Below are 13416 nucleotides of genomic sequence, written 5' to 3'. Positions count from 1 at the left end.
GACGCGTTCAGGGCAAGCCGGCGAAGTCGACGTTGAGCGTGGCGTTGACGGGCTCGGCGAACTCGAAGATGAGACGCAGGGGATAGCTGCGGCCGATCTGCAGCGGCTGCTGCAGATCGAGCAGCTCGATGTGCAGGCCGTCCTCGGTCAGCTCCAGCGTCTGGCCTGGTTGGATCGGCAGGGACAAGTCTTGCGCCTTGGCGGGTGCGCCAGGCCCGGCCAGGCGTGCTCCAGCAGCCACCGGGGTTTCGACGCCGATCAAGCGATCCGCGCGCTGCACCTCATCGAAGCGCATGCACAGCACAGCCGTGTCGGCGTCGACGCGGGCGGTGCGAGTCCAGGGGTGCCAGATGCGCAGATGGCTGCTGAAGAACTCGCAGGCCCGTGCCGGGCGGGCCAAGCCCAGGTAGGCAGCGCTGGCGGCGAGCAGCAGTCGGCGGCGGGGCAGGGGAGAGGCGGGCATGGGCGGCAACCATCGCAGGCGCAGGTGACGGCGCTGTGACGAAGCCGATGACTCTCGGGCGTCACGCGCCTGTCGTCTTTGACCACCACACTCCGGCCCGATTCAAACGCAGCGGCGTTCTTCCATTTGCCGCCTCAACCTTCAAGCTCTGGAGTTTTCAATGAAGCTCGCCACTCTCGCCCTGGCCCTTGGCCTGGCCTCGCCGGCTTTCGCGGCCGCTCCGCTGTCCGTGGACTTTGAAAAGAACTGGTCCTATGGCGACGAGGTGGCCAACACCTACGCGGCCGACGGCGTGACCTTCACCAATGTGCTGGGGCTGTCCAACGACGCCAACTTCAGCTACTTCGGCAATGCACCGTCGCCGCTCGGCGTGGCCTTCGTGCAGCTCGATGGGGTCGTCAATACGGCTGCCTACATGAATGTCGCCGCTGGCGTTGCCGGCGGGCTGAGCTTCTATTACGCCGGCACTGACACGGCCACCATCAGCGCCTATTCGGGCCTGAACGGTTCAGGCTCGCTTCTGGGCACCATCACGCTGACCGCGACCGGTGACTACTCGACCTGGTCCCAGAAGATCCTGAGCTACAGCGGCACGGCACTGTCCTTCGACCTGACTGGCACGAACGGCGTTGCCGCGCTGGACAACATCTCCGCCGTCCCCGAGCCGAGCAGCATCGCACTGCTGCTCGCCGGGGGCGCCCTGGTGCTGGCCCGCCGCCGTCGCGCCTGATCAGCGAGCGCCCAAAAGAAAAAGCCGGCTGTTCGCAGCCGGCTTTTTGCTTTCGAGATGAGGCGTGTCAGCCAATGCGTCCAAGCAGCAGGTACTCCATGAGTGCCTTCTGCACGTGCATTCTGTTCTCCGCTTCATCCCAGACGACCGACTGCGGTCCGTCGATGACGTCCGCCGCCACTTCCTCGCCGCGATGGGCCGGCAGGCAGTGCATGAAAAGGGCGTCCGGCTTGGCGCGAGCCATCATCTGCGTGTCCACGCACCAATCCGCGAACGCAGCCTTGCGAGCCTCGTTCTCGGCTTCGTAGCCCATGCTGGTCCAGACGTCGGTCGTCACCAGGTCGGCGCCGTCGCAGGCCTCGCGCGGGTCGTTGAACACGCGGTAGCAGCTCGCGTCCTTGATGCCGGCCACTGCCGGGTCCACACCATAGCCGCTGGGTGTGCTGACATGCACCTTGAAACCCAGGATCTCGGCCGCCTGCAGCCAGGTGTTGGCCATGTTGTTGCCGTCCCCCACCCAGGCGACGACACGGCCCTTCAGGCAGTCCATGTCGATGGCGCCGCGCCGGTCCATGCCGCGGTTCTCGATGAAGGTGAACAGGTCGGCCAGGATCTGGCAGGGGTGGTACTCGTTGGTCAGGCCGTTGATGACCGGCACGCGCGAATGCGCCGCAAACGCCTCGAGCTTGCTCTGCTCGAAGGTGCGGATCATGACGATGTCGACCATGCGGCTGATGACGCGCGCCGAGTCCTCCACCGGCTCGGCTCGGCCGAGCTGGCTGTCGCCCGTCGTCAGGTGCACAACGGAGCCGCCCATCTGGTACATGCCCGCCTCGAAGCTGACGCGCGTGCGCGTGCTGGCCTTCTCGAAGATCATGGCCAGCGTGCGGTCCTGCAATGGCTGGTATTTTTCGTAGTTCTTGAAGCGGCGCTTGATGATGCCGGCGCGGTCGAACAGGTGGGCGTATTCCTCGGCGCGCAGGTCTTTGAACTGCAGATAGTGACGCATCAGTGCATCCCCCGGCTTCATGGCTTGGGCTGCGCAAGCAGCGCTTTGATCAGCGGCACGAGGCGGGCAGCGATTTCGCGCGCTTCGTCGTGCGTCAGGATCAGCGGTGGCAGCAGGCGCACCACGCGGTCGGCCGTCACGCTGATCAGCAGGCCGGCATCCAGGGCTTGACCCAGCAGCGGGCCGGCCGGGCGATCCAACTCGATGCCCAGCATCAGGCCCTGGCCGCGGATCTCGACCAGGCCCGACTCGCCAGCCAGGCCCTCGGCGAGGGCGCCGCGCAGCGTGGCGCCCACGGCTTCGGCATTGGCCAGCAGGCCGTCCTCTTCCATGATCTTCAACGTCTCGACGCCGGCGCGCATGGCCAGCGGGTTGCCGCCGAAGGTGGTGCCGTGGTTGCCGGCCTTCAGCACACTGGCGGCGCGCGGGCCGCAGACGACAGCACCGATGGGCACGCCCGAACCCAGGCCCTTGGCCAGCGGCATCACGTCCGGCTTGATGCCGGCCCACTGGTGGGCGAACCATTTGCCGGTGCGGCCGATGCCGCATTGCACTTCGTCCAGCATCAGCAGCAGGTCGCGCTCGTCGCAGACGCGGCGCAGGGCCTGCAGGAACTCGATGCGGGCGGGGTTGATGCCGCCTTCGCCCTGGATGGTCTCCAGGAAGATGGCCGTGATGTTGGGGTGAGCGGCCAGGGCGGCCTCGAGGGCGGCAATGTCGTTGAGCGGCACGCGCACGAAGCCCGGCACCAGCGGCCCGAAGCCGGCCTGGATCTTGGGATTTGCCGTGGCCGACAGCGTCGCGATCGAGCGGCCGTGGAAGGCGCCCTCGAAGACAAGCACCTCGGGCGAGGTATTGCCGCGGTCATGGCCGAACTTGCGGGCGATCTTCAACGCCGCCTCGTTGGCCTCGAGTCCGCTATTGCAGAAGAAGACATTGGCCAGGCCCGAAACCTCGCAGAGCTTGGCGGCCAGTTGCTCCTGCAGCGGCACGCGGTAGTAGTTGCTGGTGTGGATCAGCTTGGAGAGCTGATCTTGCAACGCCGGCACCAGGCGCGGGTGGTTGTGGCCCAGCGTGTTGACCGCGATACCGCCCAGTCCATCCAGCAGTCGTCGGCCTTCCGTGTCCCAGACCCAGCAGCCCTGGCCGTGCGAAAGCGCAACGGGCAGGCGGCCATAGGTCGGCATGACATGGGGCTCGGACGAGGGAGGGACAGCGTTCATCGGGTCTCCTGATGAGTCGAGAAAAAAGGAACTTTTGATTCTAAGGTTGATGCCGCAGCAATTGCTGCGCCGCAGCAGATGGCTTGGCGTCGAGGCACAATACCGGTCTTTGGCAGCGGCGCCCCGCTGTACCGCGAAGCCCCTCTGTCCATGACCGTTGCCCCCCCGCCGCGCGAAGTCTTCATCCAAGGTGTCACCCAGGATGGAAAAACCTTCCGACCGAGCGACTGGGCCGAGCGGCTGGCGGGCGCAATGTCCTGCTTTCGACCCGGCGGCGCGCGCGGCGGCATTGGTGCCTACATCGGCTATTCGCCGCTGTGTGTCCCCACCGTCATCAACGGCGTGAAGTGCGTTGTCGTCAACGAAGAGCTCAAGCGCCTCGAACCCATGGCCTGGGACTTCGTCATGAACTTCGCGCGCGACAACAACCTGCAAGTTGCCGACGCCTGCCTGCTGCCCGACGGCCCAGGCGGCAAATCGGGCGCTTGATTTCGTCTCTCCTAGCAAGAGTCCCAGGACGCACCTGGGCGGGGCGCCGTTATCCTCGCCGGCAATGTTTGGAAACATGCCGATAAACGCCAGCGCCGCCACCATCGCCGCAGATCCGCTCCCCACCGCGCCGGCCGTGGCGGCGGAGCGCACGCTGACGCCGGTCTGGGTGCTGTTGCGCGGCCTGTCACGTGCCAGCGGGCATTGGGGGGTTTTCCCCGAACATCTGCTGCGCGAATTGCGTGCGTTGCAACCGGCGTCCCGGCTGCTGCTGCTGGATCTGCCCGGTACGGGTGCGCTGCGCCGCCAGGCCAGTCCTACCCAGGTGTTGGCCATCGTTGATGCTTGCCGTGAACAGTTGCAACGCCTCGGCGTCAATGGGCCGGTGTCGCTGGTCGGCATGTCGCTGGGCGGGGCGGTGCTGAGCGAATGGGCGAGCCGCTATCCCAGCGAGGTTGAGGCCGGCGTGCTGATCAACCCCAGCCTGCGGCCTTTCAGCGAGTTGTTTCGCAAGCCGCATCCGCTGAACTATCTTGGCCTGTTGCTGCTGTCCCTGAGCCGCTTCAGCGCCCGTATGCGGGAGGAGAGGGTGCTCAGCCTGACGACGCGGTTGACGCCGACTCCGGCCATCATCGACCGCTGGGTGGAGTTGCAGCGCCAGCACCCGCTCGGTGTTCGCAACACGGCCCGCCAGTTGCTCGCCAGCATGCGCTATCGCGCCAGCCGCACTCGCCCGGCTGCGCCCATGCTGCTGTTGTGCAGCAAAGCGGATGGGCTCGTCGACTGGCGTTGCTCGCAGGCCATCAGCCGTGCCTGGGGAGCGCCGCTGCGCCTGCACACCAAGGCCGGCCACGATCTTCCGCTGGATGACCCGCAGTGGGTGGCCCGGGCCGTCGCCGAGTGGCTGCGCGACCGCAGCATCCAGGGCGTCGTGCCAGGCGAGTGGCATTGAAATGCAAGCGGCCCGCAGGTGCGGGCCGCAGATGCAAAGAGGCCCGCTTGCGCGGGCCTCTTTGCTTGCACCAGAGCTGGATTGTTTCTTAGGCGGCGAGCGCCTTGATCTTGGCGGACAGGCGGCTCTTGTGACGAGCAGCCTTGTTCTTGTGGAAGATGCCCTTGTCGGCGACAGAGTCGATGACGGCTTGGGCAGCCTTGAACAGGTCAGCGGCCTTGGACTTGTCGCCCGCGGTCACAGCCTTTTGCACGTTCTTGACGACCGTACGGTATTTGGAGCGAAGCGCAGTATTCGCGGCGTTGAGCTTGGCGTCCTGGCGGACGCGCTTGAGACCCGACGCCAGGCGAACCGTCTTCTTCTTGGCTTTGGAGCTGGTAGCCATGCTGTATCTATACCCAGTTGGTGCAAAGACGACGAGTATAGCCCGAAATCAGGGTTAAAGCCAAGTGCCTGGGACGAGTATCGAAGAAGGCGCCATTCACGACACAGATAATCCGCCGCCATGAATCTGCTGCGCGCTGCGTCGACCATTTCCCTGCTGACCCTGACCTCGCGCATCACCGGCCTTGTCCGCGAAACCATGGTGGCGGGCCTTTTCGGCGCCACCGGAATGACCGATGCGTTTCTCGTCGCGTTCCGGATCCCGAACCTGCTGCGACGTCTGTTTGCTGAGGGCGCATTTTCGCAGGCCTTCGTGCCGCTGCTGGCGGCGACGCGGGCCACCGAGGGCGAAGCGGCAACGAAGCGCCTCATCGACGCCGTCGCGACCGTGCTGTTATGGGCGCTGATGGCGACCTCGGTGATTGGTGTGGTCGCAGCGCCCCTCTTGGTCTGGCTGCTCGGCGGCGGGCTGCCGGAGCCGGCGTTCGACGCATCCGTCGTCATGACGCGCTTCATGTTCCCCTATATCGGCTGCATGTCGCTGGTGGCCCTGTCGGCGGGCATCCTGAACACCTGGCGACGCTTTGTCGTGCCGGCGGCAACGCCGGTGCTGCTCAACCTCAGCGTCGTCGCCGTCGGCTGGGCCTTGGTCGGGCCGCTTGAGCGCGCGGGCTATCCGGGTATCTATGCGATGGCCTTCGGTGTCATGCTCGGCGGCGTGCTGCAATTGCTGGCGCAGTGGCCGGCGCTGCGGGCCATCGGCGTGACGCCGCGCATGCGGTTCAGCTGGCAAGGCTTCCGGGAGGCACGTGCCAATCCGGGTGTCAGCCGCGTCATGCTGGGCATGGGGCCGGCGCTGCTGGGTGTCGGTGTGTCCCAGCTGTCGCTGATGATCAACACGCAGATCTCCAGCCGCCTCGGCGAGGGCGCGACCTCCTGGCTGAACTATGCCGACCGCCTGATGGAATTCCCCATCGGCCTGCTCGGCGTGGCGCTCAGCGCGGTCCTGACCCCGCAGTTGTCCGCTGCCCAGGCTTCGGGCGAGAGCGAGCGCTACAGCCGCCTGCTCGACTGGGGCCTGCGCATGGTGATGCTGTTCGCGTTGCCCTGCGCCGTCGCCCTGCTGGTCTTCGCCGAACCGTTGACGGCCGTGCTCTACCACCGCGGCGCCTTCACGGCGACCGACGTGGCCCACACAGCGCAGTCGGTCATGGGCTGGGGTGTTGGCCTGCTGGGCCTGATCGCGGTGAAGGTGCTGGCGCCCGGCTTCTTCGCCCGCCAGGACACCGGCACGCCGGCCAAGATCGCCGTCGCCGTGCTGGTGCTGACGCAAGGATTCAACCTTATCTTCGTGCCGTGGATCGGTGTCGCGGGCTTGGCCCTGTCCATCGGCCTGGGCGCGCTGGTCAACGCGGGCTGGCTGTTCTGGGGGCTGAAGAAGCTGGGTAGCTACCGCCCCGAGCCCGGCTGGCTGGCCTTCGGCCTGCGTGTGGTGCTGGCTTGTGCAGCCATGGGCCTGTTGCAATGGGGGTTGGCCAGCAGGCTGGACTGGCTCGGCCTCGGCGCGCATGAGATCCGGCGCGGTCTCGTCATGGCGGCCAGCCTGGCGGGCAGCGCCCTCGTCTATTTCGCGGTGCTGCTGCTGGTTGGCATGCGGCCCCGTGCGCTCGGGCGCCCAAGCTGATGAAGTACGCAGCGCCGACTCCGCTGGACTACTTCGCCACGCTGGTGGCGGAGGATGAGAGCCTCAATCTGCTCGAGGCCGCCATCAGCCTGGCCCAGGACGAATATCCCCAGCTTGATGTCCAGGCTGCGCTGTCCAAGGTGGATGCGCTGGCGCGCCGCCTGCGTGAGCGCATCACGCCGGAGACTGTGCCGGCCGAGCGGCTGCATCAGCTGACACGTTTCTTCCACGGCGAACTCGGCTTTGCCGGCAATCTGAACAATTACTACGCGGCCGAGAACAGCTTCGTGCATCGCGTGCTGGAGACGCGGCGTGGCATTCCCATCACGCTGGCCGTGCTGCTGTTGGAGCTTGCCGAGCAGGCGGGCCTGCGCGCTGCGGGCGTCGCTTTCCCGGGGCATTTCCTCGTCAAATGCCGCGTCGGGCTTGGCGAGGTCGTTATCGACCCCTTCACGGGCGAATCGTTGTCAGCCACGCGGCTGGACGAGCGCCTGGCCGTCTACCGCCATGGCAGCGAGCTGCCCGCCGACCTGGAGTTGCCGCTGGAGTTCTTCCTGCGCGCTGCATCCAAGCGCCAGATCCTGGCACGCATGCTGCGCAATCTGAAGGAAGTTCACCGCGCCGCCGAGGACTGGCCGCGGCTGCTGGCCGTGCAACAGCGCCTCGTCATCCTGCTGCCGGGCGACCCGGTCGAGCGCCGCGATCGCGGCCTGGTGCTGGCGACGCTGGGCGCGTTTGCTGCTGCCGCCGACGATCTGGCCTTCTATCTTGCCGAGCGGGGCGATGCACCCGACGCCGCGGGATTGCGAACCCGCCTGGCGATGCTGCTTGACCAGGCCCGGCCGCCGCTTCAGTGACAATCCGCGCCCGCCCGCCCACCACCATGATGAAGCTCAGCAAGCACCAACGCACCGCCCTGGCCTGGGGCGGTGTCGCCCTGGGCGTCATTCTTCTGCTGTGGCTGCTGTCGCCCGTGCTGGCGCCCTTCATCGCGGCCCTGGTGCTGGCGTACGCGTTGGCGCCCGCGGTGCAGGCCCTGGTGAACCGGCGCGTGCCGCGGTCGCTGGCGGTGTTAATGGTCGAGCTGATGTTTGCGATGGCCCTGCTGGCTTTGGTGCTGCTGGTGCTGCCCATCCTCAGCAAAGAGCTGCCGGCGCTGCGCGAGCAGATTCCTGCATTGGCGAAACTGGCCAATGACAAGCTTTCACCCTGGCTGGCGGAGCACGGCATCTACATGCAGCTCGACCCGGCCAGCATCAAGGCCTTCGTGCTGAAGTACCTGGATGCCAATTTCGAAGAGTGGCTGGCGACGGCGCTGAGCTCGGCCCGCATCGGCGGCAGCTTCCTGCTCGCCTTCATCGGCAACGCGGTGCTGCTGCCCGTCGTGCTTTTCTATCTGCTGGACGACTGGCCGGGCCTGGTCGAGCGCATGCGCGCTCTCGTGCCGCCAGCGGCGCGCGATTCGGTTGGCAGCTTCCTCGACGAATGCCATGAGACGCTGGGCCAGTACCTGCGCGGTCAATTGCTCGTCATGGGGGCTCTGGCCATCTTCTACAGCGTCGGCCTGGCGCTGGCGCGCTTCGATCTGGCCTTGCCCATCGGCGTCTTCACCGGCCTGGCGGTTTTCATTCCCTATCTGGGCTTTGGCCTGGGCCTGGTGCTGGCGCTGCTGGCAGGCTTGCTGCAATTCGCAAATCTTTATGGCGTTCTCGCCGTCGCCATCGTCTTTGGCATCGGCCAACTGCTGGAAAGCTTCGTGCTGACGCCGCGCTTCGTCGGCGAGCGCATCGGCATGAGCCCGCTGATGGTCATCTTCGCGCTGCTGGCCTTCGGTCATCTGCTCGGCTTTGTCGGCGTGCTGATTGCGCTGCCGCTGTCGGCTGTGGCGGCAGTCGCGGTCAAGCGCCTGCATCGCGCCTATCTCGAGAGTTCGCTGTTCCGTTAGCCGTTCAATGAGGCAGATCCCGCTTGCGCTGCTGGCGCCGCCCGCGCACAGCTTCGACAACTTCCTGCCCGGCGCCAATGCCGAGGCTCTGGCCTACCTGATGGGCCTGCAGCCGGGCGATCCACCCGCGCTGCTCTGGGGCCCGACCGGCTCGGGCAAGAGCCATCTGCTGCAGGCATTGGCCGAGCGCTGGCAGGCGGCCGGCCAGCGCGTCGCTTGGTACGACGCCGAGACGGCCTTGCCCTGGGAGCTGCCGGCCCACGAGAGCCTGTTGCTGCTGGACGATTGCCAGCGCTTTGACGCCGGCCAGCAGCATGCCGCTTTTGCCCTTTTTGTAGCGACGGCGGGGCAGGGCTATACCGTCGTTGCAACGGCCGATGCGCCAGCCGTCGACCTGGCCGTGCGCGAAGACCTGCGTACGCGCCTGGGCTGGGGCCCGAGCTTTGCGCTTGAACCGCTGCGCGAGGCCGAAATGCGTGCCGTGCTGCGCCGCGAGGCCGATCGCCGCGGCCTGCTGCTCGGCGACGAGGTGCTGTCCTATCTGCTGACCCGCTTCGAGCGCAATCTCAAGGGGCTGATGGCCTTGCTCGAGCGGCTGGATGAATTCGCGATGTCAGCCAAGCGCGCGCTGACACTGCCGCTGCTGAAGGCCATGCTGGCCGACGAGGCCGTTGAAGAAAAAATCGACTCTGACCCTAATTTATGAATCTCACGCTGTTTGACCTGGATGGGACGCTGATCCCCATGGATTCCGACCATGCCTTCGGTGGTTTCATGGTGGAGGTGGGCTGGGTGGACGGCGTGGTCTGGGGTGCGAAGAACGACGAGTTCTTTGCCCAGTACAACGCGGGAACGTTGGACCTGCCGGCGTATATCGACTTCGCAACGTCCGCCTGGCGCTCCCGCCCGCTGGCCGAGGCGCTGGCCATGCGGGAGCGCTTCATGGCCGAGGTCATGCGCCCGGCGCTGCGGCCCGAGGCCGTTGCGCTGGTCGAGAAGCACCGTGCAGCGGGCGACCTCATCGCCCTGGTCACGGCGACCAATGAATTCGTCACAGCGCCGATTGCCGCGGCCTTTGGCATCGCGCACCTGATCGCCGTCGAGCTGGAACGGGACGCCGAGCAGCGCTACACCGGAGCCATTCGCGGCATCCCGAGCTTCCGCGAGGGCAAGATCGCGCGCGTCGAGGCCTGGTTGCAGGGCCTGGGGGCACAATGGCGCGATTTCGAGCGCGTGAACTTCTTCAGCGACTCGACCAACGATCTGCCCCTGCTTGAACGCGTCAGCCACCCCGTGGCGACCAATCCCAGCCCGACCCTCGCTGCGATCGCCGCCGAACGGGGCTGGCCCCAGTTGCACCTCTTCGCATGATCAAAAAGTTCATCGACAAACTGCTTGGCAAACCCGCCGCAGCCCCCAAGAAGACCAGCCCGCTGGGCAAACGGGTGGAGGTGACGGCCGAGGTTCACGGCATCAACCCGGATCTGCTTGACGAGCGCGCCGTCAAGGTCGTCAAGACGTTGACCGATGCGGGTTTCGAGGCCTATATCGTCGGCGGCGCCGTGCGCGACCTGCTGCTGAACATGCGGCCCAAGGACTTCGACGTCGCGACCAATGCGACGCCCGAACAGGTCAAGGGGCTGTTTCGCCGCGCATTCATCATCGGCCGGCGCTTTCGCATCGTTCACGTTGTCTACGGCCGCGGTCGTGAGCACGAAGTGATCGAGGTCTCGACCTTCCGCGCGCTGCCGACGGAATCGGAAGCCATCGCCGGCAACGAGAAGACGGGCAAAGCCGAGTTGGATGGCAAGCATCACGCTGTGGATGCCAGCGGCCGCGTGCTGCGCGACAACGTCTGGGGCCCGCAGATCGAGGATGCTGCCCGTCGCGACTACACGGTCAACGCGATGTATTACGACCCGCAGCGCCAACTGGTGGTGGACTACCACGGTGGCCTCGCCGACGCCAAGGCCAAGCTGCTGCGCATGATCGGCGATCCCGAAACCCGCTACCGCGAGGACCCGGTCCGCATCATTCGCGCCGTGCGCTTCGCCGCCAAGCTGGGCTTCACGCTCGAGCCCAAGACGCTGGCGCCGGTGAAGGCCTCGTCGGCGTTGCTGGCCAATGTGCCGGCTTCGCGCCTCTTCGACGAGATGATCAAGCTGTTGCAGACCGGCCATTCCCTGGCCAGCATCGCGCAGCTGAAGAAGCTGGGCCTGGGGCGCGGCGTGTTCGCAGTGCTGGACGCCATGCTGACCGAAACAGGTGACCTGCACGAGGGTATTCGCGGCAACTTCGTGCGTCAGGCCTTCGAGGACACCGACCGGCGCGTGCAGGAAGGCCGCGGCGTCAGCCCCAGCTTCATGCTCGCCTGCATGCTCTGGCATGAAGTGCTGGACCGCTGGACCAAGATCCGCAACGGCGGCGAGCCGCCCGTGCCGGCACTGGCCCAGGCGATCGACGCCGTCTTCGATGCCCGCATCGGCGACATCTCCGGCCGCGGCAAGCTGGCGGCCGACATGCGCGAAATCTGGATGATGCAGACCCGCTTCGAGCGCCGTACCGGCTCGGGTGTGTTCAGCCTCATCGAGCAGCCGCGCTACCGTGCCGGCTTTGACTTCCTGCGCCTGCGCGCCGACGTCGGCGAGATCGACCCGGCCCTGGCCGACTGGTGGGAGGACTTTGCGCTGGGCAGCGATGACGACCGTCAGGCCCTGCTGGCCGACGCCCGTGCGACCCAGCAGAAGCAGCCCCGCGTCGTGCGTGCACCGCGTCCCGAGGCGCCGGTGGGTGAAGAAACCGAGCCGGCGGCCGATGACGCGCCGGCCAAGAAGCGCCGCCGTCGCCGCCGCAAGCCGGGTGGCGGGGAGGGCGCCGCAGCGCCCGCAACTGCCGCCGAGTGAGCTCGCGCGCCTACGTCGGACTGGGCGCCAACCTGGGCGCCGACCCTTCTGCCACGTTGATGCAGGCAGCGTTGCGCCTTGCGGCGCTGCCGGGCAGCCATGTCGCGGCGCTGTCCAGCGTCTGGCGCAGCGCGCCGGTGGATGCTGGCGGTCCGGACTTCCTGAACGCCGTCGTGGCACTGGACACGACGCTTCTACCCATTGAACTATTGGACGCGCTGCAGGCCATCGAACTGGCGCACGGCCGGGAGCGGCCCTACCGCAATGCGCCGCGCACGCTGGATCTCGACTTGCTGCTCTATGGCGAGCTGACCCTCGATACGCCACGGCTGACGCTGCCCCACCCGCGCCTGGGCGAACGCGCCTTCGTGTTGCGCCCGCTGCTGGAGATAGCGCCGGAGCTGGTGCATTTGGCGGCGGGGAAGGGCTGGCAGACCCAGCGCATCGAGCGGCTCGGCCCACTGTCCCTCTGACTCGGAGAAACAACGATGTTCTCGACCCTCGCCGGCTGGCAGACCGTCGGCTTGCTGCTGCTGTCCAACGTCTTCATGACTTTCGCCTGGTATGGCCATCTCAAGGGCCTGGCGACCAAGCCTTGGTGGATAGCCGCCCTCATCAGCTGGGGTATCGCGCTGTTTGAGTACTTGCTTCAGGTGCCGGCCAACCGCATCGGCCATGGCGCCGGCTTCAGCCTGGCCCAGCTGAAGATCACGCAAGAAGTCATCACGCTCGCCGTCTTCGTGCCCTTCAGCCTGTACTACATGGGTGAACCGCTGAAGCTGGATTTCCTCTGGGCGGGTTTGTGTCTGATGGGCGCTGTCTACTTCATCTTCAGGTCGGCTTGATGACGGTTCGGTGACGGCGCCCGGTAAACTCCGACCCTTCGAGAGATCAAGGACGCCCATGCTGTTTGGCAAGCTGCTGCCCCGTGAGGGCAATTTTTTTGAGCTGTTCAATGAGCACGGTGGCTTCATCCTGGAAGGTGCGCGCGCCTTCCAGAAAATGATTGAAAACTATGCCGACCCAGCGCTGCGCGCGCAGTACGCCGACGAGGTCGACAAGGCCGAGCATGCCGCCGACCGCGTCACCGCGGAGGTGAACCGGCTGCTGCACCGCACGTTCATCACGCCCATTGATCGCGAGCAGATCCACGGCCTGATCAACGCGATGGACGACATCGTCGACCTGCTGCAGGATTCGTCCGAGACGCTGTCGCTCTACGATGTGCGCGCCGTGCCCGAACAGGTTCTGCAGTTGTGCACGCTGTCGGTGCGCTGTTGCGAGCGCGTGCAGCATGCCGTGACGCTGCTGCCGCACCTCAGCAAACCTGCCACGACCGAAGCAGCCCTCAAGACCTGCGAGGAGATCGACCGCCTGGAGTCCGATGCCGACCGCGTCATGCGCTCGGCGATGTCTCGTCTGTTTCGCGAGCAGGAGGACGTGCGCGAGCTGATCAAGCTCAAGGCGATCTACGAGCAGCTCGAATCCATCTCCGACCGCTGCGAAGACGTCGCCAATCTGATCGAGGGCATCGTCCTCGAGAACTCCTGACCGCCGAGATGAATCGACCCCCACACTCACTTCGTTCGTTGCCCCCCGAGGGGGAGTGTCAGCGCCTTCGGACGGCCGCGCGC

At 66.3% G+C, this 13416-nt stretch carries 16 protein-coding genes; 12 read left to right on the top strand and 4 right to left on the bottom strand.

The annotated features are described in order from the left end of the window. Positions 1-7 precede the first annotated feature (7 nt). Entirely contained in the window at positions 8-463 is a 456-nt protein-coding gene (locus tag ACXJKM_RS13500; protein WP_457352903.1) for a copper chaperone PCu(A)C, read from the bottom strand. 160 nt (positions 464-623) lie between these two features. Between ACXJKM_RS13500 and ACXJKM_RS13495 the strand changes: the two genes are divergently transcribed. Continuing rightward, positions 624-1193 (top strand): PEP-CTERM sorting domain-containing protein, encoded by a 570-nt coding sequence (locus tag ACXJKM_RS13495; protein WP_056201870.1) that lies wholly within the window; start codon positions 624-626, stop codon positions 1191-1193. 67 nt (positions 1194-1260) lie between these two features. Here ACXJKM_RS13495 and argF read toward each other — a convergent pair whose 3' ends face one another. Both argF and ACXJKM_RS13485 read right to left on the bottom strand, forming a co-directional pair. Further along, entirely contained in the window at positions 1261-2223 is a 963-nt protein-coding gene (gene argF / locus ACXJKM_RS13490) for an ornithine carbamoyltransferase (RefSeq protein ID WP_056201873.1), read from the bottom strand. After that, the gene (locus tag ACXJKM_RS13485) at positions 2220-3425 is read right to left on the bottom strand and encodes an acetylornithine/succinylornithine family transaminase (protein WP_457352901.1); all 1206 of its coding nucleotides are present in this window, start codon (positions 3423-3425) and stop codon (positions 2220-2222) included. The genes argF and ACXJKM_RS13485 overlap by 4 nt, the downstream gene beginning before the upstream one ends. A 150-nt stretch (positions 3426-3575) precedes the next feature. Here ACXJKM_RS13485 and ACXJKM_RS13480 point away from each other — a divergent pair, with 150 nt between their 5' ends. Together ACXJKM_RS13480 and ACXJKM_RS13475 are read left to right on the top strand one after the other, a co-directional pair. Then, positions 3576-3914: a DUF3579 domain-containing protein gene (locus ACXJKM_RS13480; RefSeq protein WP_457352899.1), complete on the top strand. Its 339-nt coding sequence runs from the start codon at positions 3576-3578 to the stop codon at positions 3912-3914. A gap of 76 nt (positions 3915-3990) precedes the next feature. Then, complete coding sequence (locus tag ACXJKM_RS13475; protein WP_457352897.1) at positions 3991-4866, top strand: alpha/beta fold hydrolase; 876 nt, start codon at positions 3991-3993, stop codon at positions 4864-4866. Positions 4867-4954: 88 nt separating this feature from the next. On the opposite strand, the gene rpsT is transcribed toward ACXJKM_RS13475, so the two are convergent. Continuing rightward, positions 4955-5251: a 30S ribosomal protein S20 gene (rpsT, locus tag ACXJKM_RS13470; protein ID WP_056201882.1), complete on the bottom strand. Its 297-nt coding sequence runs from the start codon at positions 5249-5251 to the stop codon at positions 4955-4957. A gap of 120 nt (positions 5252-5371) precedes the next feature. Between rpsT and murJ the strand changes: the two genes are divergently transcribed. Genes murJ through ACXJKM_RS13425 form a run of 9 tightly spaced genes read left to right on the top strand, consistent with a single transcriptional unit; the run spans position 5372 to position 13333 of the window. Then, positions 5372-6934 carry a murein biosynthesis integral membrane protein MurJ gene (gene murJ / locus ACXJKM_RS13465; RefSeq protein ID WP_457352895.1) on the top strand — a complete coding sequence of 521 codons (1563 nt, stop codon included), beginning with the start codon at positions 5372-5374 and terminating at the stop codon, positions 6932-6934. Next, positions 6934-7791 carry a SirB1 family protein gene (locus ACXJKM_RS13460; protein WP_457352893.1) on the top strand — a complete coding sequence of 286 codons (858 nt, stop codon included), beginning with the start codon at positions 6934-6936 and terminating at the stop codon, positions 7789-7791. Before murJ ends, ACXJKM_RS13460 begins: the two co-directional genes overlap by 1 nt. A 26-nt stretch (positions 7792-7817) precedes the next feature. Continuing rightward, positions 7818-8879, top strand: a complete 1062-nt coding sequence (locus ACXJKM_RS13455) for an AI-2E family transporter (RefSeq protein ID WP_457352891.1) — start codon at positions 7818-7820, stop codon at positions 8877-8879. Positions 8880-8886: 7 nt separating this feature from the next. Beyond that, positions 8887-9585: a DnaA regulatory inactivator Hda gene (hda, locus tag ACXJKM_RS13450; RefSeq protein ID WP_457352889.1), complete on the top strand. Its 699-nt coding sequence runs from the start codon at positions 8887-8889 to the stop codon at positions 9583-9585. After that, positions 9582-10250, top strand: a complete 669-nt coding sequence (locus ACXJKM_RS13445) for a histidinol-phosphatase (RefSeq protein WP_457352887.1) — start codon at positions 9582-9584, stop codon at positions 10248-10250. Before hda ends, ACXJKM_RS13445 begins: the two co-directional genes overlap by 4 nt. Further along, positions 10247-11782 carry a polynucleotide adenylyltransferase PcnB gene (pcnB, locus tag ACXJKM_RS13440; RefSeq protein ID WP_457352885.1) on the top strand — a complete coding sequence of 512 codons (1536 nt, stop codon included), beginning with the start codon at positions 10247-10249 and terminating at the stop codon, positions 11780-11782. The genes ACXJKM_RS13445 and pcnB overlap by 4 nt, the downstream gene beginning before the upstream one ends. Further along, complete coding sequence (folK, locus tag ACXJKM_RS13435) at positions 11779-12255, top strand: 2-amino-4-hydroxy-6-hydroxymethyldihydropteridine diphosphokinase (protein ID WP_457352883.1); 477 nt, start codon at positions 11779-11781, stop codon at positions 12253-12255. The genes pcnB and folK overlap by 4 nt, the downstream gene beginning before the upstream one ends. A gap of 15 nt (positions 12256-12270) precedes the next feature. Further along, positions 12271-12627, top strand: a complete 357-nt coding sequence (locus ACXJKM_RS13430; protein ID WP_056201903.1) for a DMT family protein — start codon at positions 12271-12273, stop codon at positions 12625-12627. 58 nt (positions 12628-12685) lie between these two features. Continuing rightward, entirely contained in the window at positions 12686-13333 is a 648-nt protein-coding gene (locus tag ACXJKM_RS13425; protein WP_056201905.1) for a DUF47 domain-containing protein, read from the top strand. The last annotated feature ends 83 nt before the right edge of the window (positions 13334-13416 follow it).

It is taken from the genome of Roseateles sp. P5_D6 (assembly GCF_054049415.1).
The sequence above is the reverse complement of the archived record's forward strand: the minus strand, read 5'-3'. Positions and strand labels throughout refer to the sequence as shown.

Bases quoted from the DNA above. Each gene is read 5' to 3' on its own strand.
- ACXJKM_RS13455 (WP_457352891.1), top strand. From the start codon at position 7,818: ATGATGAAGCTCAGCAAGCACCAACGCACCGCCCTGGCCTGGGGCGGT.
- ACXJKM_RS13430 (WP_056201903.1), top strand. From the start codon at position 12,271: ATGTTCTCGACCCTCGCCGGCTGGCAGACCGTCGGCTTGCTGCTGCTG.
- ACXJKM_RS13445 (WP_457352887.1), top strand. From the start codon at position 9,582: ATGAATCTCACGCTGTTTGACCTGGATGGGACGCTGATCCCCATGGAT.
- rpsT (WP_056201882.1), bottom strand. From the start codon at position 5,251: ATGGCTACCAGCTCCAAAGCCAAGAAGAAGACGGTTCGCCTGGCGTCG.
- ACXJKM_RS13460 (WP_457352893.1), top strand. From the start codon at position 6,934: ATGAAGTACGCAGCGCCGACTCCGCTGGACTACTTCGCCACGCTGGTG.
- ACXJKM_RS13500 (WP_457352903.1), bottom strand. From the start codon at position 463: ATGCCCGCCTCTCCCCTGCCCCGCCGCCGACTGCTGCTCGCCGCCAGC.
- ACXJKM_RS13425 (WP_056201905.1), top strand. From the start codon at position 12,686: ATGCTGTTTGGCAAGCTGCTGCCCCGTGAGGGCAATTTTTTTGAGCTG.
- ACXJKM_RS13480 (WP_457352899.1), top strand. From the start codon at position 3,576: ATGACCGTTGCCCCCCCGCCGCGCGAAGTCTTCATCCAAGGTGTCACC.
- pcnB (WP_457352885.1), top strand. From the start codon at position 10,247: ATGATCAAAAAGTTCATCGACAAACTGCTTGGCAAACCCGCCGCAGCC.
- ACXJKM_RS13475 (WP_457352897.1), top strand. From the start codon at position 3,991: ATGCCGATAAACGCCAGCGCCGCCACCATCGCCGCAGATCCGCTCCCC.
- hda (WP_457352889.1), top strand. From the start codon at position 8,887: ATGAGGCAGATCCCGCTTGCGCTGCTGGCGCCGCCCGCGCACAGCTTC.
- ACXJKM_RS13495 (WP_056201870.1), top strand. From the start codon at position 624: ATGAAGCTCGCCACTCTCGCCCTGGCCCTTGGCCTGGCCTCGCCGGCT.
- murJ (WP_457352895.1), top strand. From the start codon at position 5,372: ATGAATCTGCTGCGCGCTGCGTCGACCATTTCCCTGCTGACCCTGACC.
- argF (WP_056201873.1), bottom strand. From the start codon at position 2,223: ATGAAGCCGGGGGATGCACTGATGCGTCACTATCTGCAGTTCAAAGAC.
- ACXJKM_RS13485 (WP_457352901.1), bottom strand. From the start codon at position 3,425: ATGAACGCTGTCCCTCCCTCGTCCGAGCCCCATGTCATGCCGACCTAT.